This window comes from Stappia stellulata (genome assembly GCF_020176715.1).
Classification (GTDB): Bacteria; Pseudomonadota; Alphaproteobacteria; order Rhizobiales; family Stappiaceae; genus Stappia.
Genome location: NZ_JAIVMF010000003.1, coordinates 328,735 through 348,905 on the forward strand (window position 1 = coordinate 328,735; position 20,171 = coordinate 348,905).

Here is a 20,171-nt window from a genome sequence, read left to right on the forward strand (position 1 = left end):
TGTTTCACGAGGGCGGTGCCCGGACGGGATCTACAGCCGAGCCAGGTCGGCGACATTGGCGCCGGCTTCGTCGCCCGGGGCTGCGCAGGCCGCGCGCAGGGTCGGCAGGATGTCGTCCACCGTCGGGCAGACGTGATAGGCGATCTCGAAGCCCGGACGGATGAAGGCCTCCTCCCGCATGTGCTCCAGAAGGGTCACCAGCGGCCGCCAAAACCCGTTGATGTCGGCAAGGGCGACGGGCTTGCGGTGACGGCCGAGCTGCCCCCAGGTCAGGACTTCGACCAGTTCCTCCAGGGTGCCGATGCCGCCGGGCAACGCGACGAAGGCGTCGGCGCGGTCGAACATGATGCGCTTGCGCTCATGCATGTCGTCGGTGACCACAAGATCGCTGACCGTCTGCATCATCACCTCGCGTTCCTCCAGGAAGCGCGGAATGACCCCGGTGACATGGCCGCCGTTGTCCAGCGTGGCGCGGGCCACCGCCCCCATCAGCCCGATGGATCCGCCCCCGTAGACGAGGGAGAGACCGTCGGCCGCGATGCGGCGTCCAAGCTCGGTGGCAGCGGCAAGATAGGCGGGCGTCGCGCCCTCTCCGGTGCCGCAATAGACGCAAATCGTTTTCATATCGCTCATGCGCCCTGTTTTGCACCGTGGCGCACGCCGGTCAATACGGCTCGAGCGGAGCGGTTGCTTGCCGCCCCAGGAATAAGCATATAACCATCTAGGAACGGGAGGGGATCGACAGGATTCACGGGCCACGAGGCGCTGAAACCGATCCCGACGACCTGGAAAACTCAGGGAACGGATCTGGCATGTCGCGGAAAGTCGTCGTTCAATTGCTCATTCTCGCCGGGATCGTCGGCGCCGGCGCGTTCGGCATCGGGCTCTGGCAGCTTCGGCAGCAGCCTGGCGATGAACGCGTTGCGACCACGCCGACGGATGCTCCGGCTGCGACGGATGGCGAACGAACGGCCGCCGCGCCGGATGGCGGGACACCATCAACCGCACCCGATGGCGACACCGCGCAAGGCGGCACCGCTGCCATCGAGCCGCGCGACGAAAGCGCGGACGCCCCCGCACCGGTCGACACCGCCGCGACGACGACCGAGGGCAGCGAACCGACATTCGACCTGATGCGCGTGGAGCCCGACGGCTCGACCGTCGTCGCCGGGCGCTCCGAGGCCGGCGCGATCGTCGCGCTTCTGTCCAACGGCAAGGTGGTCGGCAAGGGCATCGCCAATGCCGCCGGCGAATTCGCCATCGTGCTGGACACCCCGCTCGATCCGGGGGCTCATGCCGTCACGCTCGAAACCCGGGACGACGCCGGTACCGTGAAGAGCGCCTCGCGACAGTCGATTGCCGTTTCCGTTCCCGACGATCCCGAGACCGGCGAGGTTCTGGTGATGCTGAACGAGCCGGGCGCACCGTCGCAGATCCTGCAAAAGCCGGAAACAGAAACGACGACGGCAGGTGAAACGCCCCAAAGCGGCCAGGCGGACGACACCTCCCGGGACGTCGCGGCACGGACGGAGACGGCTGCGGAAACCGCAAAGGACACCGCTCAGCCGCCCGCACAGTTCGACACGACGCCTGCCGCTTCGGAAGCACCTGCAACGCCCTCCTCCGCGCAGCCGGCGGAGCAGCGCGCGGCAGACGCCACGCTCGATGCATCGCCCGCCCCCTCGACGACGCCTTCGACAGAGGTCGCGGCGGCCCCCGCCACGGATAGCCCCGCGGCCACTGAGACCCCTGCCGGCGAGACCGCAGGCCCGGCACCGGACACGCCCGCCACGCCCCGGGTGACGGTCGAAGCGGTGGAGACGGAGGACAGCAAAGTCTTCGTCGCCGGTGCCGGCGAGCCGAATTCCGACGTCCGCGTCTATTTCGACAATACGCTGATCGGCGAAGCCAGGACCGACAGCAAGGGCCGCTGGCTGATGGAAACCGAAAACGAGATCGCCCCCGGCGAGGTCGACGTGCGGGCGGACCAGATCGTCCCGGACAGCGGGACCGTGGTCGCGCGCGCGCAGGTGACCTTCGAGAGGGCGGAAGACGCCATCGTGCTGCGCCCGGTGAGCGCCACCGGTACCGCCGGCGAGGGCGACGGCGCAAGCGCCAGCACCGGCGCGCGCCAGATCCCGAGCATCATCATCCGCAGCGGCGACAACCTGTGGACCATCTCGCAGCGGCGCTATGGCGAGGGCCTGCGCTACACCACGATCTATCAGGCCAACAAGGACCAGATCCGCAATCCGGACCTGATCTATCCGGGTCAGGTGTTCATGATGCCGGAAGGCGACCGGAACTGGCCCGTCGCGAATTAGGAGTTAGGCAGAAAAGCGGTTCGCCGGCCCGTCAGTCGGCGCGCTTCAACAGCGCGACGAAAAAGCCGTCAGTGTTCGTGCGTGCGGGACTGAGGGTCGCAAAGCCCTCTTCCGTGAATCTCGGCTTGGTGGCGGTTTCGCCAAAGACCTGTTCCCAGCGCGACACCAGCGGCTCGGCCTGAAACACCGGATTGTCCGACAGGAAAGCCCGCACCTGGGTCTGGTTCTCGCAGGGAAGCAGCGAACAGGTGGCATAGGCCAGGTAGCCGCCCGGACGCACGTATCGGCTCGCTTGGGCCAGCACCTCGCGCTGTTCCCGCAACCGCCCCGAGAGCGCATTCGCCGTGATCCGCCACTTGGAGTCCGGCCGGCGGCGCCAGACGCCCGTCCCCGAACAGGGCACATCGAGGAACACCAGGTCCATCCGGCCTTCCAGATCGTCGAGTTTCCCGGTTTCCGGATCGCGGGTCTGCACGTTGCGCGCGCCGGCCCGCTGCAGCCGCTCGAAAATCGGCGCCAGCCGCAGCTTGCTGACGTCATGGGCATAGATCTGCCCGCGGTTTCCCAGCGCGCCGGCAAGCGCCAGGGTCTTGCCGCCGCCGCCCGCGCAATAGTCGAGAACCTGAGCCGGCTCGACGGAGGCTGCGAGCAGCGCCGCGACCTGGCTCGCCTCGTCCTGCAGCTCGAACCAGCCCTTGCGAAACCCCTCTTCCGCCTGAACGTGGGGCACCCGCTCCTTGCCCGGTGGCGGTGGCAGCCTGAGGCCCACCGGCGAAATCGGCGTGTCAATGACGCCAAGATGCGCGAGCCGCTTGTGGAGCCGCTCCCGGTCCCCCTTCAAGAGGTTGACGCGCATGTCGATGGGCGCGCGTGCGGCCAGCGCCGCTCCTTCCTCCACCGCCTCTTCGGCGAAGGCCTCTTCAAAATGCGGCCAGAGCCAAAGCGGCACATCCGCGCGCACGTGATCGGGCGCGTCCGCATCGAGGGGTTTTTCCAGAAGCGCAACTTCATCCGGCTCGAGCGGCTCCGGCGCAAACCGGTCGTCCTGCAGAACCGTCGCCAGCCCCTCCGTGCCAAAGCCCCAACTGCGCGCATAGGTGGCCAGCACCAGCGCGCGCGCGCTGGAAGACCCCATCACATGGGCCAGCGACAAGCGCTTGCGAAGAGCATCGAACACAAGATTGGCGATCACCAGACGGTCACCCGACCCGGCGAAGCGATGGCGGCGCCCCCAGTCCTTCAGGGAGTCCTGCACGGGCCGTCGATGGGTATCGACATCGTCCAGAATCTCGATTGCCGCGGCCAGCCGGCCCCCGTCTTTCATGCCCAATCCCCGAAGTTACGTGTTTCTGTCGACGACAACGCCACCGCTTCCGCGTCATCCTCTGCAACCGTTTCCGGCACGGTGACACGAGTGTCATTCTGCGCTTGGTGTCCGGTTTCCGACGTCGGCGTTTGCTGCTTTAGCCGATCCATTGATGCTTGCCAACGTTTGCACCTCAGCCCGACCCAACGCAGTCAAAAATAATATCAGCGCGAATAGAGGCGAGCTCAACAACCCAAAGTAGGAACGCCTCGTGAATAATATCAGTTTACAACTTCCAATCAACTAAAGCGTGTCTTTACACCCGAAAGGAATAACGCTTCGATAACGTTCTATCACGTCTTCTGGTGCAAATTGGAGGTGGAAGCGATGACCGATAAAACCGACGGAACAGTTGACCCAAGCAAGGAAATCAAGGCCTGGAAGGCATACTTCGAATATGCCGCAGAGGACATGCGCGGAGAATCCCCGGAACTCCTCGTTGCCTGTGCCCATCGCCTTCTGGAGATGTCACAGGTGAAACGCAAGGGGCGCAACACCAAGTCCGACGATTCCGACGCCGGCGCCTGATCCCGCGTCTTCCGGCCACTGAGGCGCGTTGATCGCGCGCGTCAGACCTGAAGTGCATCAGACCCGACACTCCGCCTTTCACTGTTTCAAGCAAGAACTCCGGGACCATGTCCCGGAGTTTTTTGTTGGCCCTAGACGTTGGACGGGTAGTTCGGGCTTTCCCGCGTGATCGTCACGTCATGAGCGTGGCTTTCGCGCAGCGCGGCGCCGGAGATCCGCACGAAGCGGGCTTTTTCCTGAAGCTCCGCAAGCGTGCAGGCCCCGACATAGCCCATGGCGGCGCGCAGGCCGCCGGCCAGTTGATGCAGGACGCTTTCCAGCGGCCCCTTGTAGGGCACCTGCCCCTCGATCCCTTCCGGCACCAGCTTCAGCGCGTCGCGCACCTCCGCCTGGAAATAGCGGTCCGCCGAGCCGCGGGCCATGGCGCCGACCGATCCCATGCCGCGATAGGCCTTGTAGGAGCGTCCCTGGTAGAGATAGACCTCGCCCGGGCTTTCGTCGGTTCCGGCAAACAGCGACCCGATCATCGCGGCCGAAGCACCGCCCGCCAGGGCCTTGGCAAGATCGCCCGAATATTTGATGCCGCCGTCGGCGATGACCGGCACGTCGTCCTTCGCGGCCGCCTCGCAGGCTTCCATGATGGCGGTGAGCTGCGGAACGCCGACACCGGCGACGATGCGGGTCGTGCAGATCGAGCCCGGTCCGATACCGACCTTGACGGCGTCCGCACCCGCATCGATCAAGGCCCGCGTGCCGTCGCGAGTCGCGACGTTGCCGGCCAGCACCTGCACCGCGTTCGACTTCGTCTTCACCCGGCGCACCATCTCCAGCACGCGTTCGGAATGGCCGTGGGCGGTGTCGACGACGAGAAGGTCGACGCCCGCGTCGATAAGGCGTTCCGCGCGCTCGAACCCCTCGGGACCGACGCTGGTGGCGGCGGCAACGCGCAGCCGGCCCTGGTCGTCCTTCGATGCGTTGGGATTGAGCTGCGCCTTTTCCATGTCCTTGACGGTGATCAGCCCGACGCAGTTCTGCGCGTCGTCGACCACCAGGAGCTTCTCGATGCGATGCTTGTGCAGGAGACGCTTGGCCTCCGCCTGGCTCACCGTATCGCGCACGCTCACCAGTCCCTCGCGGGTCATCAGTTCGTAAACGCGCTGGCTGGGGTCGGAGGCGAAGCGGACATCGCGGTTGGTCAGGATGCCGACGAGGCGGCCGACATGCTGTCCGCCCGCGCCGCCGTTCTCCACCACCGGAATACCGGAAATGCGATGCCGCTCCATCAGGTCGAGAGCGTCCTGAAGCGTCGCGTCCGGTCCGATCACCAGCGGGTTGACGACCATTCCGGACTCGAACTTCTTGACCCGGCGAACCTCTTCGGCCTGCTGGTCCATGGTGAGATTGCGATGGACGACGCCGATGCCGCCGGCCTGCGCCATGGCGATGGCCAGACGCCCTTCGGTAACCGTGTCCATGGCACTTGAAAGCAGGGGGAAGTTGAGCTCGATGCCCCGGGTGACGCGGGTCCGCAGGTCTGTCTCGGACGGGAGCACTTCGGAGTGCCCGGGCATCAGGAGAACATCGTCGAAGGTGAGCGCTTCCGCGCCATGAATCGACTGGTAGAATTCAGCCATATGCCAATCCCCTTTCAGGAAATACCGCCCGGCCGCCGGAAGCAAGAATTCGCCCGGGACGAAGCGTCACGAATAAGAGAGGTTGGCGCGGGTCATTAACACGGGTGTGACCGGAAGGAAAGCGGCATAACGCCCCGCCGATGCGGATGCGGGCGGAGGGCTCCCTGCCGCCCGGACCGGCTCAGCCTTCGCCGCCGCGAAACCCTTTGGCCAGAACGTAGAGTTCCGGGCTTTCCTTGCGGCTTGCCGGCGGCTTGATGTGATGCACCGACTGATAATCCCGCTTGAGCCGGGCGAGCGCCTCGTTCTCTGCGCCGCCGCGAAACACCTTCGACAGGAACGCCCCGCCGGGCGCCAGATTCTCGCGGGCGAATTCCTCCGCGACCTCGAACAGGTGAGTCGTGCGCAGATGGTCGGTCTGCCGGTGTCCGGTGGTCGGCGCCGCCATGTCGGACATCACCAGGTTGGGCGCATGCCCGCCGAGCGCCGCCCGCAGGGCTTCGGGCGCATCATCTTCCAGAAAGTCCTTGAGCAGGAGCGTGACCCCCGGCAGCGGTTCGACCTCGAGATAGTCGATGCCGACGATGCGCGGGTCCTGATCGGTCGAGCCGGTCTTGGCCGCCGCCACCTGGCACCAGCCGCCTGGCGCCGCACCAAGGTCGACGATCCGCTGGCCGGGCTTGAGGATATGATGCTTGTCGTCGATCTCGAGGATCTTGTAGGCCGCGCGCGAGCGATAGCCGTCGATCTTCGCCGCCCGCACATAAGGGTCGTTCAGCTGCCGCTGCAGCCAGCGCGCCGAAGAGTTGGTGCGCCGTTTCGCGGTCTTCACCCGCTCGAACATGCCGCGATCGCCGCGGCCGCGGCCCGATCCGCTCATTTGTGCTTCCTTCCCCGGCCGCGATACTTCGGCGGGTCCTTGCGCCGCCAGACCCGGTCGGCGGACATGAGTTCCATCAAAATGCCTTCGCGCAGGCCCCGGTCGGCCACGCGCAGCCTCTGGCACGGCCAGCGCCTGCGGATCGCTTCCAGGATCGCGCAGCCGGCGAGCACCAGATCCGCGCGGTCCGCGCCGATGCAAGGGTTGCCCACGCGCTCCTCATAGGGCATCGCGCGCAGGCGCTCAATCATTGCCGTCACATCGTCGGCATCCATCCATGCGCCGTCGACCCGCCGCCGGTCGTAGCGCTTCAGCCCGAAATGCACGCCGGCAAGCGTCGTCACCGTTCCCGACGTGCCGAGCATATGCACCTTGCCGTCGCAGATCGCCTCGGTGAGTTCGCGCCCGAGCGAGAACGCCTCAAGGTGCTGGCGGGCGTCCTGGACCATCGCCTCGAAGATATCCGCCGTGACATGGCGACCGCCGTGCCGTTCCGCAAGATTGACCACCCCGACCGGCAGCGATGTCCAGTCGCGGATGAAGCGCGTCAGCGCGACGCCGCGCGCGCCGCAGCGGTTGCGCAGGTCGAGCCAGACGATTTCCGATGATCCGCCGCCGATATCGAAGAGAACGACGCCATTGGCATCCGGGTCCACCAGCGAGGCGCAGCCGGCAACGGCAAGCCGTGCCTCGGTTTCCCGCGTCGCGATCTCCAGCGCCAGCCCGGTTTCCTCAAAGACCCGTTCGATGAACAGCGGTCCGTTTTCCGCCGCCCGGCAGGCCTCCGTCGCGATCAACCGCACACGGTCCACGCCGCGGTCGCGCATCTTGTCCCGGCAACAGCCGAGCGCCTCGATTGCCCGGTCCATCGCCGCTTCGCTCAGCCGGTTGTGGTGCCCGAGCCCCTCGCCCAGCCGCACGATCTTCGAAAACGCATCGACGACGCGAAATCCCCGGGTTTCCGGGCGCGCCACCAGAAGCCTGCAATTGTTTGTGCCAAGATCGAGCGCCGCATAAAGCCGCTGTGCGCCGGCCGGATCGAGCACCACCGGCGCGGCGATACGGCGCGCGCCCTGCCCCGGGCGATGAGCCCGGCCCGGAGCTTCACGCGCGCCCTCGTCCCGCTTCCGCGCGACGTCTTTCGGCCGCGTCATCCATGTCTGACCGTCGGCCGCAGCCCGCAGGGACCGCACGGGATCGCGCACCGGCTCTGCCGTCGCGGCCTGTCCGAAAGGAGGGGCCTGCTGATGCGGGGACACGTCGCCGGCCCGCTCCGGCTGCGATGGCGAAAACGGCTTTTCCGCCCGGCGCTCCGCTCGATTCGGCCGTCGCCGCCGCTTGCCGCGCCGTTTCTTTCCGCCGGTCGTGGCGGCTTCAGCCGACCCCGGTTGCGCGTCGCCGTCGAGGGGCGCACCTGTAACGGCCGGCCGCTCCCGCTCCGACTCGCCGGACTGCACCCGGTCCCCGCCGCTGTTCGTGCCGTGGGTCGAGGCACGATCCGGCGCGGCCATCATGCTCGGCGCACCGTGATGGTCGGGCGCTCCCGCTGACAGTCCCTCCGCGGAACCTTGGGCAACCGGGCCTTTCTTGCCCCGTCGCCTGCGTTTCCTGCCGGATCCACGACGCCGCCCTGCGGCGCGCGCCTCTGCATCCGTTTCCGCGTCGGGATGAGGCCGGTCGGAATCCGGCCCGATCTTTCCCGATTCGCTCACTGTTCGTCCTCGCCGGCGGCTCTCGCGCGCCTCGGCTGGTCAGACCGCAAATGTCATGGGTCTGAGCTGGTCTCTTGTTGACGACAGTTTACCATCGTTTCGGCGCCTCGCAATGCGTTGGGCAAAGGACAAAGTCCCGCGGCAGCTTCGCATGCACGACCGCGCGCCCGCTCCCCTCCTCAACAGTCCACAGCCGGCACAGCGTGAAAGATCGACCCTTGACAGCGCGGGCCGAGATTCATACAACGCCGCACAAGACGAGCGTCGCGCCGCAAGGTGCCTTCCGCTCCTGGTCTTGGGGAATAGGTTAACGGTAGACCCGCAGACTCTGACTCTGTTAGTCCTGGTTCGAATCCAGGTTCCCCAGCCAACTCTTCCTTCCCTCATTTCCATCTGAAGCACTTCGGCAAACGCCCGATCCGTGCGATTGCGCAAACTCGGCCCGACGTGTTTGCCACGTCAGCTACTGACATCAGCAATTGGCGCCGCCTCTTCCCAGGGCGGCGCCTTGAAGGCCTCCACGAGGAAATCGATGAAATTGCGGATGCGGGGCACCATGTGGCGATCCGGCAGGAAGACGGCATAGATCGCGCCGTCGTCGACGTCCGTGCAGTCGGCAAGCACCTGCACCAGCCGGCCGTCGGCAATCGCCGGACGGGCCAGATGCTCGGCAATGCGCATGACGCCGAAGCCCGCCAGACACATCTGGTAGAGCGACATGCCCTGATTGCTCTTGAACCGGCTCTCCGCGCGAAAGGTGACCGGCGCGCCCGCGACGACGAACCGCCAGCGGTTCAGGTGCTCGCGGCTTCCGTCCCAGGCGACGCAGGGCATGCGCTCCAGCTCCGCCGGGGTTTCGGGCACACCGAACCGCTCCAGCAGCGCGGGCGCGGCCACCACGATCCTCTGCAGCCGGCACAGCCGCCGGTGCATCAGGCTGGAGGCCGGCAGCCGGCCCATGCGGATCGCCACGTCGATCTGGTCGTCGATCAGGTTTTCCGTATCATCGGTCAACCGCAGATCGAGCGACAGACCCGGATGGCGCGCCAGAAACGCCGGCATCAAGGGCGTCACCCGGTCGAGACCGAAGGCGATCGGCGCCGACACCCGCAAATGCCCCTCGACCTGGGAATCATTCGTCTGCCAGTCGGCCTCGGCCTGTTCCACCGCCTCGATCACCCGCCGCGCCACCGCCAGAAACCGCTCGCCCTCGGTCGTGAGCCGGTGCCCCCGCGTCGTGCGATGCAGCAGTTTGGTTTCAAGCCGCTGCTCGAGCCGCTGCACGGTCTGGCTGATGAACGGCTGGCTGACGCCAAGGCTGTGGGCGGCCGCGGTGAAGGCTCCGGTGTCGACGACCGCCTGAAACACCCGCATTTCCAGCAATCTGTCGTCCCGCATCGCCCCACGTCGCCCGTCTGTCCGCCACGCTGCCCTCGCGTCGACGATAACTATTATTGCCGATCTTGCGTTGTCGCGTCCCGCCGCTTGTTGCGAAACTGGTGCCGGACACCACACGCGACCGGTTTCGCGTGCGCATCGCTATCGGAGAGAAACCCATGCTCGACCTTGGAAATCGCGTCTCGATCTATCAGCCCGAGCAGGCGGGGCTGATCTTCCCCGATCTTCCCGAGTTCGACCGGGTGGAGGATGAACGCCGCCACCGCAAGGAGCACCTCGTCGCCGCCTGCCGCGCCTTCGCCCAGCAGGGCTTCGACTACGGTTTCGCCGGCCACCTCACGGTGCGCGATCCGGAACGCCCGGAGCTTTACTGGACCAACCCGATGTGCGTGCATTTCGACAAGGTGAAGATGTCGAACCTGATCCTCGTCGATCACGCGGGCAAGGTGATCGAGGGCAAGCACGCGGTGAATCGTGCCGGTTTCGTGCTGCATGCCAACGTTCATGAGGAACACCCCGACATCATCGCCATGTGCCATGCCCATACGCTCTACGGCACCGCGTGGTGCGCCACCGGCCGCCCGATCGAGCCGATCACCCAGGATGCCTGCGCCTTCTTCGAGGATCACGTGATCATCGGCGACGAGGCCGGAGCGGTCGCGGTGGAAAACCACGCCGGCTCCAATGTCGCCAAGGCGTTCAAGGGCGTGAAGGCCGCGCTGCACCAGAACCACGGACTGCTGACGGCGAGCCGGCACAGCATCGACAGCGCCGCCTTCTGGTTCATCGCGCTGGAGCGCTGCTGCAAGCAGCAGCTCGACATCGCCGCCTCCGGCATCGACCCGATCCACGTTCCGGCGGACCGCGCCCGCTACAGCCGCGAACATGTCGGCAGCGACTATATCGGCTGGCTGCACTTCCAGACGATCTGGAACCAGCTCGTCGTCGATCAGCCGGACATGTTCGACTGACACATATCCAGAGGGGAAAACCGGGAGGAGACCACGCCGCGCCCCGCTTTTGCGGGGGGCGGCGTGTCCGTCAGGAGGGAAGAATGACGCCCGAGGAGTTCGAGCGCCAGGCACGGAATGAGGGCTACGGCGCGACAAAACGCGTGGAGTTCGCGGCCCTGTCGCGCAGCGAAACGCACACCCACGACAAGATCTCATTCGTCTATGTGGTTGAGGGAGAGTTCATCCTCAACACCGCCGAGGGTGCCGCCCGCCACCTGCCCGGCGAAACCTGCCTGCTTGCCGCCAATGTCGAACACGCCGAGGAGGCCGGCGCAAACGGTGCCACCATCCTGGTCGCACGCAAATAGCCGTCGAAACACGATAAAATTGACAGGTTTCACTGTTCGCCAGCGTGGACACCCCTCGAAATTCGGGGTTTGATGGCGCAATGGTCAGCCCGTCCGCCACACTCGCGCGGTGTTTCCTAAAGACATGAGCGCGCAACTCCGACACGACCGCCCGTCACGCGGAGGCTGGCTTGGATGGCTCGTCGCGCTTGTCGCGCTCATTGCCATCGCGGCCTCGAGTGTCACGCTCGAACGCGGCCGTGCCGGTCTGGACATCTCGGACGTCTCGGTCGGCACGACCCCCGCGACACTTTATCGAAAGCCCGGCGAGGCCGGCCCGCTCGTCGTCATCGCCCATGGCTTCGCCGGATCGCGCCAGCTGATGCAGGCCTATTCGCTGACGCTCGCGCGCTCTGGCTACACGGTTCTCGCCTTCGACTTCGAGGGGCACGGGCGCAACCCGGTGCCGATGTCGGGCGACGTGACCTCCATCGACGGCACCACCGCGCTCCTGGTGGCGGAAACGCGCCGCGTAATCTCAGCCGGGCGCGAACTTGCGCCGGATGCCGGCGGCGTCGCGCTGCTGGGGCATTCCATGGCAACCGACATTCTGGTCCGCGCGGCGATCGCCGAGCGCGACGCCGGCACGCCGGTCGAGGCGGTGGTCGCGATATCGATGTTTTCCGAGGCCGTGACCGCCACGCTGCCCAGGCGCCTGCTTGCGGTCAGCGGCGAATGGGAGACGCGCCTGCGGGAGGTCGCCCTTGCCGATCTCCGGATGGTTCAGCCCGACGCGACCGAAGGCGAGACCGCGACCGCAGGCGATGTGACGCGCCGCGTCGTCGTCGCGCCCGGGGTCGAGCACGTCGGGGTGCTTTTCAGCGCCACCGCACTCAGTGAGACGCGCGACTGGCTGGATGCCGCCTTCGAGCGCCAAAGCGCCGCCGCGCCGGTGCTACCCGGCCTCTGGATCCTGCTCCTGATGGCCGGGATCGTCGGGCTTTTCCGCCCGCTCGTCGCCCTGTTGCCCGAGGCGGCAACCGTGCCGGCTCAGGTATCCGCACGCCGGTTCTGGGTCTCGATCCTTCTGCCGGCCGTTGCAGTACCGCTCGTCGCGGTCGCGCTTTATGTGCCGTTCCTGCCGGTTCTTGTGGCCGACTACCTGGTGATCCATCTGGCGCTCTATGGCCTTGCTCAACTGACGCTCTTGCGCGTCTGGACGGCGAAAGGACTGGCCGTGTCGGTGCCGGCGGTTCTCCTGCTTGCGATCTGGGGGACGGCCGTCTTCGGCCTTGCGATGGACCGCTACGCCGCAAGCTTCCTGCCCAACGCCGAACGGCTCGCGATCATCGCAGCCCTTGCAGTTGGAACCGTTCCCGTCATGATCGCCGACAGCTTCGTGTCGGGTGCCGGGCGCGGGTCCTGGTGGCGACGGATCGCGGCCCGCGTTGCCGTGATGCTGTCGCTGGCAGGAGCGGCCGCACAGGACCCGGAGCGGCTGATGTTCCTGTTTCTCATCCTGCCGGTGCTGGTGCTCTTCTACCTGGTGCACGGGTTGATGGGACGATGGGTCGCCCGCCGCTCAGGCCCGCTCTCGGCCGGCCTCGGGCTGGGCCTTTGCCTCGCCTGGGCCCTCGGCGTCAGCTTCCCGCTGTTCAGCGCGCCCTAGCCGGCAGTCTTCGGGACACGCACGCCACCGGCCGGCGCTACTGCGCGCCGGCGAGTGCCAGGTCCCGCGGGATGCGCTCCGCCGCCCAGCTTTCTACTGCCATGGTGCGAATATCGGCGATCAGCTCCGCCGGGACCGGGGCTCCGGCGCCGGCCGGGCGGATGAGATCGTCGTGGAACAGGTAGAGCCGCGAGACGAACTGCTCGAACACCAGCGACGCCTCGCCGTGGCGCTCGCCGTTTCCTTGGGTGGAAACGGTCACGCCGCCGCCCCAGTCCTGCCCGCTGTCGTTGTTGGGATTGTAGAAATAGATCCGCGTGCGCCCTTCAGTGTCCTGCGCCACCCGCAGGATAGAGATCGCATGCCAGCCGACGAAGCGCGCGCTGGCATCGGTCACGGCGATACCGGCGGGCTGCGGATGGATCACGGGACGACCGCCGTTATACGCCGGGTGACAGCCCTGGCAGAACCGCGTGACGAAGCCGTCGTAATCGTCCAGTTGCCCGGTCAGCACATCGACGGCGACGACACAGTCGCGCGCCACCCACCAGCCGTGAAACTCGGGGTTGATCCAGCGGTGCGGGTCGCCGCCGCGCGGCGCGCAGATACGCCCCATTTCCGCATAGACGCGGTCGAGATGGGGCACCAGCAGCACGGAGACCGGATCGGCGTCGATGACCGCGCCGGCCGCAAGTCCCGCCGGCAGGTCGCCGGAGGCAATCGCCTTGCCTTCGAAATGCATCAGCAGCGAATCGAATTCGCCCACCTGGCAGATGAGGTGGAGCAGAAAGTCGGGATCGTTCAGCGCCCACATGGCGATCGCCCGGGCGGACTGGCAGGTCGGATTGGCGCCCTGCCCCACGCCGAGCGGCTGGCCGAGCACCTCGAGCGTGCCGGCAAGGACGCGGGCATGGGCGGAGACGGCATTGCCGAAAGCGAGTTCGATCCGCCCCGCCACATCCGGCCTGAGGCTCATCGACATCTGCCGCTCCAGCGCAGGCGCGATGGGGGAGCTGTGCAGCACCCCGCGTTCCAGCAGCATGGACAGCCCATAAACCGCTTGCGGCGTCTGCGGATGGACGGCTTCGGCGATCAGCCGGGTGACCAGCGACTTGAACTTATGGCAGCAATCGATGCCGGTTCCGCCAAGCCCGAGCGTTTCGGGCAGGAGCGACGCGTCGCGATGCTCCGACACCCAGCGCAGGAACGCCGCGTGATAGTCGGACACAAGGCCTGTGTCGTGCATCGCGCGGGCGAAGCCGGACGCCTCGCGGCGCAATGCGGTCTCGTCGAGCCGCTCCAGCCGCGCGAGATAGGCGTCGATGCCCGGATCGTCGAGGCATTCGTTGGTCGGCCCGAACAGCGCGCTGACCAGCCGGTCGGCGCCGAGCCGCTCGCGCCCGATGCCGCCGTCCTCAAGCGTCAGCGCAATGGCGATCTGGGTGATCATTTCCTTCACCGGCCCGACCTGGAGCGGGCGCTGCTCCAGAATGCGCCAGATTTCCGCAACCAGAATGCCAAGCACGTCCTGGAAGCCGATATGCTCCGCGATGAAGCGGAACACGTCGCCGCGCAGCGCCGCCCCTGTGCTGTCCTGCCGGTCCGCTTCGCTGGTCTGGTCGAAGAAATGGCGCAGGTTGAGCGCCAGAACCTGCGTCAGGAAGTGGCGGGCGTGTTCGGCGTGAATGTTGACATGCGCGCCCCCGCCGCTGGCAATCGCCAGGAGACGCAGGAGGCTCGTCACCTCCAGCGCCACCGTCAGCCGGTCCGGGCTTTGCAGCGTCTGCCCGACAAGTTGCGGCAGCAGTCTGGAGGGATCGTCCCAGTCGGAGCCGCGAAAGAGACCGGCGGCCTCCATCGCAAGCCCGCGCTCGAAGAGAACCTCCAGACCGCCGGGAACGGCGGTGAGGCGCGCCGCCACATCGAGAACGGGACGCTGATGGCGCTGCTTGGCGAAGGGACGCGCCCCCGCCAGTCGTTCGATGGCCACATCGAGCGTATCGGCCAGTCGCGCCGCCTCGGGCCTCTGTTCCATCATGGTCAAATCGTCCTCTTGCAAGCGGTCGCCCTCGACGCGCCTATACGTAAAAATCCAGATCCTCCTGGGCCTTCAGAAGGTCCCGCAGTCTGTGCGGATTCTCTCCAAAGAAATAGGCCAGGCCCCAATGCGTGCCAAATGCGGTGCGTTTCGTGACCTTCTGCTCCGCCGGCGAGGCGAGTTCGTGGAACTCGAAATAGGGGTGATTCTGGGTCTCCTCGGGGATCTCCAGACGGCTGATGACGCGCCGGCGCGGATAGACGCCAAAGCAGCCCGCATGGCCCTTTGCGTCCTTGACCGCCTCGGGAAAGAAGGCGTCGACCTCCTCCTGTTTCGTCTTCGGATCGAACATCAGCGCGATGCCCTGATAGCCGTTGAACCCGTAGGCGCGCTCGATCAGCTCCAGCGCGTTGAAGCCCGGCGGACGATAGGCGACCTCACCGAAGTAGAGCTTGCCGTCGTTGGTCAGGAAGTATTCCGGATGGATGAAGCCGAAATCGATGTCGAAGGCCTCGATCAGCTTCTCGACCTCCTCGGTGATGCGCGCACGCCACGATTCAAGCTCCGGCGTCGCCGGCACGAACACCGAGTAGCCGAGCGTCACATATTCCGAGATGTTGAGAAACTGGATCTTGCGATCCTTGATCCACGCCTCGACCGCGAATTCCCACCCGTCGAGATGGCTTTCCAGCAGCGCCGGAAACTCCTCGTCGGGAATGTTGTCGACATCCTCCGGCGTGCGGATCACCCGGTGACCCGCCGTGCCAGACTTGTCGAACGCCTTGAAGTGGATCGGATCGTTGGGATCGCCCTCGAGCTTCAGCAGCGTCTGGTTCACCCGCTTGAGAAAGCGGATGACGTCGCCGCGGTCGTGGGCCTCCTCGAAAACGCCGACCCGGATGCCGCCAAGCTGCGCCCGCCGCTTCATCAGCGACTTGTCGCGGAACAGCATCGACTGTCCGAGCAGACGCGGATTGTCCATGAGCACAGAGTTGATCGCGCCGGCCCACTCCACGGTTTCCTCAAAAAGCGGAATGGCAACGTCGACCCCCTCGTCCTTCAGCCGATGGGCAAGCTCGTGCGAGCGCTCGTTCAGCCGGTCGAAGTCCCACGACATGTAGGGAATGTCGTTCTGCTTGCAGTAGTCCTCCGCCCAGGGCGGCGCCACGACGATGTACTTCCGGTCGAACCGGTCGATCGCATCGATGGCGTTCAGGCTCCAGCCCAGAAGCGCAACGTAACCTTTGTTGGGATCAATGCTCATGTGTATCTCCTGTTTTCTGAAATGGACACGTCCTCCTGCATCCTCGCGCTTGAAGCGCGACGCAATCGCGGAACCGATCGCGCAACTGGCAACCAATATCTCCAGAAATGAACCCGAGAATGCCAGCCGCCTTGTAGCTGAACGTAAAGGAATCAGATTTAATTTCAAGCTACGCCAATGATATGCAAAATTATCCGGAATTCTACGAGAGATTAATATCGGCGATATCGACAAATAATATTGTAAAAATATTTCGAAATTCGTCAAATCTTTCCAGATATTACTTTTAAATTATCTGCATTGTCATGAAATTATATTGTATTTATCAGCTTAAAACATCAAGTAACTCTTTCTCTCAGATCGTCCTCGTGGCTTGCGCCGGACCGCGGGTTGCCTGCCGCGCCGCAATCGCGGACGATAAGCCACCCGCGCGGATCCCGCTCCGCCAGACCTATCCGTCCGCACGAGGAGCGCGTCGATGGCAGATCCCTTCTTTCAGCCGGTGTCGGGTTTCGACCTGCCGCGCTTTGCCGGCATCCCCACTTTCATGCGACTTCCGCTGGTGGAGGCGGACCATCCCCGCCGCAAGGACGTGCAGATCGGCCTCATTGGCTCCCCCTGGGACGGCGGCACCACCAACCGGCCGGGACCGCGCCACGGGCCGCGCCAGTTGCGCGACCTCTCCACCATGATCCGGGCGCAAAACGGCGCGACGGGCGTGCGTCCGTTCGAATTGGCCAATTGCGCGGATCTTGGAGATGTCGGCCCGAACCCGGTAGATCTCCAGGACAGTCTGAAGCGCATGACCGCATTCTTCGCCGGGGTGAAGGCGGAAGGCATCCGCCCGCTCACCGCCGGGGGCGATCACCTGTGCACGCTACCGATTCTGCGGGCGCTGGCCGCCGACGCGCCGCTCGGCCTGATCCATTTCGACAGCCATACCGATCTCTATCACAGCTATTTCGACGGCTGCCTCTACACCCATGGCACGCCGTTTCGCCGCGCCATCGAGGAAGGGCTGCTCGATCCGAAACGCTGCGTCCAGATCGGCATTCGCGGCACCGCCTATGACACCGAGGACCGCGAGTTCGCCGCCCATGCCGGCATCCGGGTGATCGCCATCGAGGAGTTTTTCGCGCGCGGGCCGGAGGATGTGATGGCGGAGGCGCGCGAGATCGCCGGCAGCGCGCCGACCTATGTCTCCTACGACATCGACTTCGTCGACCCGGCCTTCGCACCCGGCACCGGCACGCCCGAGGTCGGCGGGCCGACTTCCTTCCAGGCGCTTCAGGTGGCGCGGCTGCTTGCGGGCGTCAATATCGTCGCCGCGGATCTGGTGGAGGTCTCCCCGCCCTTCGATGCCTCCGGCGGCACCGCCTGGCTCGGCGCCTCGATCCTGTTCGAGATGCTGTGCGCCATGGTTGCAACGCCGGCCTGACCGGTTGCAGGAAGCGCGGAGCCGATCAGCGCGACGCGCCGAACCCGACGCCGTCCGCGGCGGAGGGCTGTGCAAGCATCCGCGCCATCGTTGTGATGTGGAAGCTCATCCAGCAAAAGATGCCAAGGAATTTCGCCCCGTCCTCAACATAGACGAGGACGGGATCGAGGCTGTGGAACACCGTGTCCACGCCCATGCTGAAGGCAAGTGCGCCGCAGGCCAGCAACAGCAGCCACTTGTCGTGGTTGAGAATGATCCGATGGCTTGCCGCAACATAGGCGACGGCAAATGCGGCGTTCGCGGCGAGGACGAGATTCTGCGCGATCCCGAATTCGGGCAGCACGACCTCATGCAACAGGAAGGCGTCGTCCAGCGCCAGCCACCCCGACAGCAGACCGGCGGCACCGGCAAACAGCACGACCGCCCGCGACCGATGCGCCAGCGTGAAGGCCAGCGCGCAGAACAGACACACCGCAGCGGTCGCGACCCACAGCATGATCCCGACCGTCGAAACGAAGCCGTAATATGGCCGACAGCAGGTTTCCGCAAATTCCGCCGCTGCAAGCGCATCGAGGAACATCAGCTTGGGCTCTTTCACCGGCAACAGAAGCACCAGCGCCAGGAAGAGACTTGGAAGCACCAGTGTGCAGACACGTATCGCCGTCACCGGCCAGGCTCCGCTGGGCACCGTGTCGAGGGGGGCGGAGGACGCAGCGCCACCTCTCGGTTCGCAATCGGGAGAAAGGGAACACTCGGACATGGAGCTGGATCGACCTCGCGAAAAAAAGACCATGGGAACCGCAGCAGCCCCACACAAGCCGACACTCTACGGCCAAGGTCTAAACATCGGTTGAATCGCATCCATTTGCCGTGTGGGCAAAGACCCGACAGGCCGGACGGAGAACGACGCGCGGACCGGACCCGGCGTGACGATCAGCAGGAACACCGCGATTGCAAATTCAAGCAGTGACCTGGGGTCCTTCCCGTTTCCGCTCGCCCAGATCGTTCCACACGCTCTGGCGGGCGAGCTGCCCGTCGACGACCTCGAAGCGGTCGATGAAGCGCACGTCCTCGAAACGCGCGCCGTCCAGCCACTCGCCGCTCAGCGTTCCATGGCAATGGACCACGGCGCAACCGTCGGAAAATCCGGTGTCGAAGCCGGCAAAAGTCTTGGTGACCCGCCGGTAGCGCGTCTGCCCCCAGGCGATCATCTCCGAAAGCGTCTCGAAGCGCCGGCCGCCTGGAAACATCATCTCGAAGCCATCGGCGAGATGGGCCTCAGCCCGCTCCAGGTCGCGCGCCTCCATCGCCGCCAGGAACCCGCGCACCACCTCGACAGGGTCCGGCACGGCCGCGCCCGGCGTGCGGCTCCTGCCGCCGCGCATGTAGTTTGACGGCTTCACCTCCTCGATGGCGACGGTGACGCCGTCGGCCGGTGCCGCGATGGTGCCGCGCACCGTATCGGTCAGCCGCAACGCGAGCCGCTGGCGCACCTCGTCCCCATAGCCCTCGATCATCGTTACCCGCACGATCGGCATGTTGCGTTCCTCCCCGCACTGTCGGCCGCTCTCGGCGCGCCTCTTCCGAAGACTTCTTTGAAAAACAACGCTTTTCGGCCCGTCTCCCGACCTGACGAAAGCCGATTGACATAATGGTATAATGACATACCATTAAACACATCGAACGGAAAGAGAGCCTGCCCGTGAGCACACCGCCGGTCCCGATCAAACCCGCCACGACAGGCAGCGACACAGCCGCAACGCTGCGCGGTGCCGGCGGCCTCGACCCGAACGGGCCCGTTCCGCTCTACCACCAGATCTTCCTGCTCCTGCGCAACCGCATCTATGGCGGCAACCTGTCGGCCGGGGAGCGCGTGCCGAGCGAGCAGGACCTCACCACCGAATTCGGCGTCTCCCGCATCACCGCCAAACGCGCGCTGAACGAACTGGCCGACGCCGGTCTCGTCATCCGCGAGCGCGGGCGCGGCACCCGCGTCGTCAACCGCCCGCCGGCCCCCGCCGTCACCTCCTCCATCGAGGGCTGGCTGGAAAACATCACCCTGATGGGCCAGTCGACCACGGCGGAGGTGCTTTCCTTCGCCTATGTGCCCGCGGGCGAGGACATCGCCCACGCGCTTGAGGTCGAGCCCGGCACCGAGGTGCAGCGCGCGGTGCGCGTGCGCCGCCTCGACGGCGAGCCGATGTCCTATCTCGTCACCTATGTGCCGGCCGACATCGGCCGCCACTACGGCAGCGACGACCTCAACGTCCAGCCGCTGCTGCACCTTCTGGAGCGCGCCGGCGTCGATGTCGCCTCCGCCCGCCAGACGATCTCCGCAACCGTCGCCGAGACGGACGTCGCCACCGTGCTGTCGATCCCGGCCGGCTCGCCGCTGATCGAGGTGCGCCGTGTCGTCAGCGACCGCTCCGAGCGACCCGTGGAATACATCCGCGTCCTCTACCGGCCGGATCTCTACCGTTTTGAAATGTCCATGCGCCGGGTGCGCGCCGAAAGCGGCCCGCGCTGGACCACGACAAGCTCGCCACCGGTCCCGGCCGGCGGCGGATAACAGCGCAAAGAGGGACCCGGGACAGCCAACCGGTCGCGAAGACGGCCGTCA

17 protein-coding genes and 1 tRNA gene are annotated in these 20,171 nt (G+C 65.9%); 8 read left to right on the plus strand and 10 right to left on the minus strand.

Annotated elements, in window-relative coordinates:
• Positions 1-30: 30 nt before the first annotated feature.
• Positions 31-633: a TIGR00730 family Rossman fold protein gene (locus LC092_RS06235; protein WP_224805576.1), complete on the minus strand. Its 603-nt coding sequence runs from the start codon at positions 631-633 to the stop codon at positions 31-33.
• Between the two features lie 179 nt (positions 634-812).
• On the opposite strand from LC092_RS06235, the gene LC092_RS06240 reads away from it, so the two are divergent.
• Entirely contained in the window at positions 813-2,324 is a 1,512-nt protein-coding gene (locus LC092_RS06240) for a LysM peptidoglycan-binding domain-containing protein (protein WP_224805577.1), read from the plus strand.
• Between the two features lie 31 nt (positions 2,325-2,355).
• On the opposite strand, the gene LC092_RS06245 is transcribed toward LC092_RS06240, so the two are convergent.
• Entirely contained in the window at positions 2,356-3,648 is a 1,293-nt protein-coding gene (locus tag LC092_RS06245; protein WP_224805578.1) for an RsmB/NOP family class I SAM-dependent RNA methyltransferase, read from the minus strand.
• Between the two features lie 369 nt (positions 3,649-4,017).
• On the opposite strand from LC092_RS06245, the gene LC092_RS06250 reads away from it, so the two are divergent.
• Positions 4,018-4,218, plus strand: coding sequence for a hypothetical protein (locus tag LC092_RS06250; protein ID WP_224805579.1), 201 nt, complete (start codon positions 4,018-4,020; stop codon positions 4,216-4,218).
• A gap of 131 nt (positions 4,219-4,349) precedes the next feature.
• Here LC092_RS06250 and guaB read toward each other — a convergent pair whose 3' ends face one another.
• The 3 genes from guaB to LC092_RS06265 all read right to left on the minus strand — a co-directional run bounded on the left by guaB (position 4,350) and on the right by LC092_RS06265 (position 7,886).
• The gene (gene guaB, locus LC092_RS06255) at positions 4,350-5,852 is read right to left on the minus strand and encodes an IMP dehydrogenase (protein ID WP_224805580.1); all 1,503 of its coding nucleotides are present in this window, start codon (positions 5,850-5,852) and stop codon (positions 4,350-4,352) included.
• A 181-nt stretch (positions 5,853-6,033) separates the two neighbouring features.
• Complete coding sequence (locus LC092_RS06260) at positions 6,034-6,732, minus strand: RlmE family RNA methyltransferase (RefSeq protein WP_224805581.1); 699 nt, start codon at positions 6,730-6,732, stop codon at positions 6,034-6,036.
• Positions 6,729-7,886, minus strand: coding sequence for a Ppx/GppA phosphatase family protein (locus tag LC092_RS06265; RefSeq protein ID WP_412103530.1), 1,158 nt, complete (start codon positions 7,884-7,886; stop codon positions 6,729-6,731). Before LC092_RS06265 ends, LC092_RS06260 begins: the two co-directional genes overlap by 4 nt.
• Before the next feature lie 854 nt (positions 7,887-8,740).
• On the opposite strand from LC092_RS06265, the gene LC092_RS06270 reads away from it, so the two are divergent.
• Positions 8,741-8,814, plus strand: a tRNA-Gln gene (locus LC092_RS06270).
• 89 nt (positions 8,815-8,903) lie between these two features.
• Here the strand turns inward: LC092_RS06270 and LC092_RS06275 are convergent.
• Entirely contained in the window at positions 8,904-9,842 is a 939-nt protein-coding gene (locus tag LC092_RS06275) for a LysR family transcriptional regulator (protein ID WP_224805583.1), read from the minus strand.
• Positions 9,843-10,000: 158 nt separating this feature from the next.
• On the opposite strand from LC092_RS06275, the gene LC092_RS06280 reads away from it, so the two are divergent.
• From LC092_RS06280 to LC092_RS06290, 3 genes are all read left to right on the plus strand, one after another.
• Positions 10,001-10,813, plus strand: a complete 813-nt coding sequence (locus tag LC092_RS06280) for a class II aldolase/adducin family protein (protein ID WP_224805584.1) — start codon at positions 10,001-10,003, stop codon at positions 10,811-10,813.
• A gap of 83 nt (positions 10,814-10,896) precedes the next feature.
• On the plus strand, positions 10,897-11,163 hold the full coding sequence (locus tag LC092_RS06285; protein ID WP_224805585.1) for a cupin domain-containing protein: 267 nt from the start codon (positions 10,897-10,899) through the stop codon (positions 11,161-11,163).
• Between the two features lie 124 nt (positions 11,164-11,287).
• On the plus strand, positions 11,288-12,811 hold the full coding sequence (locus LC092_RS06290; protein ID WP_224805586.1) for an alpha/beta hydrolase: 1,524 nt from the start codon (positions 11,288-11,290) through the stop codon (positions 12,809-12,811).
• Positions 12,812-12,848: 37 nt separating this feature from the next.
• Here the strand turns inward: LC092_RS06290 and LC092_RS06295 are convergent, their stop codons facing one another.
• Positions 12,849-14,849, minus strand: a complete 2,001-nt coding sequence (locus tag LC092_RS06295) for a hypothetical protein (RefSeq protein ID WP_224805587.1) — start codon at positions 14,847-14,849, stop codon at positions 12,849-12,851.
• A 40-nt stretch (positions 14,850-14,889) separates the two neighbouring features.
• On the minus strand, positions 14,890-16,113 hold the full coding sequence (locus LC092_RS06300; protein ID WP_224805588.1) for an ATP-grasp domain-containing protein: 1,224 nt from the start codon (positions 16,111-16,113) through the stop codon (positions 14,890-14,892).
• 478 nt (positions 16,114-16,591) lie between these two features.
• On the opposite strand from LC092_RS06300, the gene LC092_RS06305 reads away from it, so the two are divergent.
• The gene (locus LC092_RS06305; RefSeq protein ID WP_224805589.1) at positions 16,592-17,551 is read left to right on the plus strand and encodes an agmatinase; all 960 of its coding nucleotides are present in this window, start codon (positions 16,592-16,594) and stop codon (positions 17,549-17,551) included.
• A gap of 25 nt (positions 17,552-17,576) precedes the next feature.
• Here LC092_RS06305 and LC092_RS06310 read toward each other — a convergent pair whose 3' ends face one another.
• Complete coding sequence (locus LC092_RS06310; protein WP_224805590.1) at positions 17,577-18,218, minus strand: hypothetical protein; 642 nt, start codon at positions 18,216-18,218, stop codon at positions 17,577-17,579.
• Positions 18,219-18,510: 292 nt separating this feature from the next.
• Entirely contained in the window at positions 18,511-19,089 is a 579-nt protein-coding gene (locus LC092_RS06315) for a tautomerase family protein (RefSeq protein ID WP_224805591.1), read from the minus strand.
• 164 nt (positions 19,090-19,253) lie between these two features.
• Here LC092_RS06315 and LC092_RS06320 point away from each other — a divergent pair, with 164 nt between their 5' ends.
• Positions 19,254-20,120: a GntR family transcriptional regulator gene (locus tag LC092_RS06320; RefSeq protein WP_224805592.1), complete on the plus strand. Its 867-nt coding sequence runs from the start codon at positions 19,254-19,256 to the stop codon at positions 20,118-20,120.
• Positions 20,121-20,171 lie beyond the last annotated feature (51 nt).

Excerpts from the sequence above, each read along its gene's own strand:
- LC092_RS06295 (WP_224805587.1), bottom strand. The coding sequence starts at position 14,849 with ATGATGGAACAGAGGCCCGAGGCGGCGCGACTGGCCGATACGCTCGAT.
- LC092_RS06265 (WP_412103530.1), bottom strand. The coding sequence starts at position 7,886 with ATGACGCGGCCGAAAGACGTCGCGCGGAAGCGGGACGAGGGCGCGCGT.
- LC092_RS06245 (WP_224805578.1), bottom strand. The coding sequence starts at position 3,648 with ATGAAAGACGGGGGCCGGCTGGCCGCGGCAATCGAGATTCTGGACGAT.
- guaB (WP_224805580.1), bottom strand. The coding sequence starts at position 5,852 with ATGGCTGAATTCTACCAGTCGATTCATGGCGCGGAAGCGCTCACCTTC.
- LC092_RS06275 (WP_224805583.1), bottom strand. The coding sequence starts at position 9,842 with ATGCGGGACGACAGATTGCTGGAAATGCGGGTGTTTCAGGCGGTCGTC.
- LC092_RS06235 (WP_224805576.1), bottom strand. The coding sequence starts at position 633 with ATGAGCGATATGAAAACGATTTGCGTCTATTGCGGCACCGGAGAGGGC.
- LC092_RS06260 (WP_224805581.1), bottom strand. The coding sequence starts at position 6,732 with ATGAGCGGATCGGGCCGCGGCCGCGGCGATCGCGGCATGTTCGAGCGG.
- LC092_RS06300 (WP_224805588.1), bottom strand. The coding sequence starts at position 16,113 with ATGAGCATTGATCCCAACAAAGGTTACGTTGCGCTTCTGGGCTGGAGC.
- LC092_RS06305 (WP_224805589.1), top strand. The coding sequence starts at position 16,592 with ATGGCAGATCCCTTCTTTCAGCCGGTGTCGGGTTTCGACCTGCCGCGC.
- LC092_RS06280 (WP_224805584.1), top strand. The coding sequence starts at position 10,001 with ATGCTCGACCTTGGAAATCGCGTCTCGATCTATCAGCCCGAGCAGGCG.
- LC092_RS06315 (WP_224805591.1), bottom strand. The coding sequence starts at position 19,089 with ATGCCGATCGTGCGGGTAACGATGATCGAGGGCTATGGGGACGAGGTG.
- LC092_RS06240 (WP_224805577.1), top strand. The coding sequence starts at position 813 with ATGTCGCGGAAAGTCGTCGTTCAATTGCTCATTCTCGCCGGGATCGTC.
- LC092_RS06290 (WP_224805586.1), top strand. The coding sequence starts at position 11,288 with ATGAGCGCGCAACTCCGACACGACCGCCCGTCACGCGGAGGCTGGCTT.
- LC092_RS06285 (WP_224805585.1), top strand. The coding sequence starts at position 10,897 with ATGACGCCCGAGGAGTTCGAGCGCCAGGCACGGAATGAGGGCTACGGC.
- LC092_RS06250 (WP_224805579.1), top strand. The coding sequence starts at position 4,018 with ATGACCGATAAAACCGACGGAACAGTTGACCCAAGCAAGGAAATCAAG.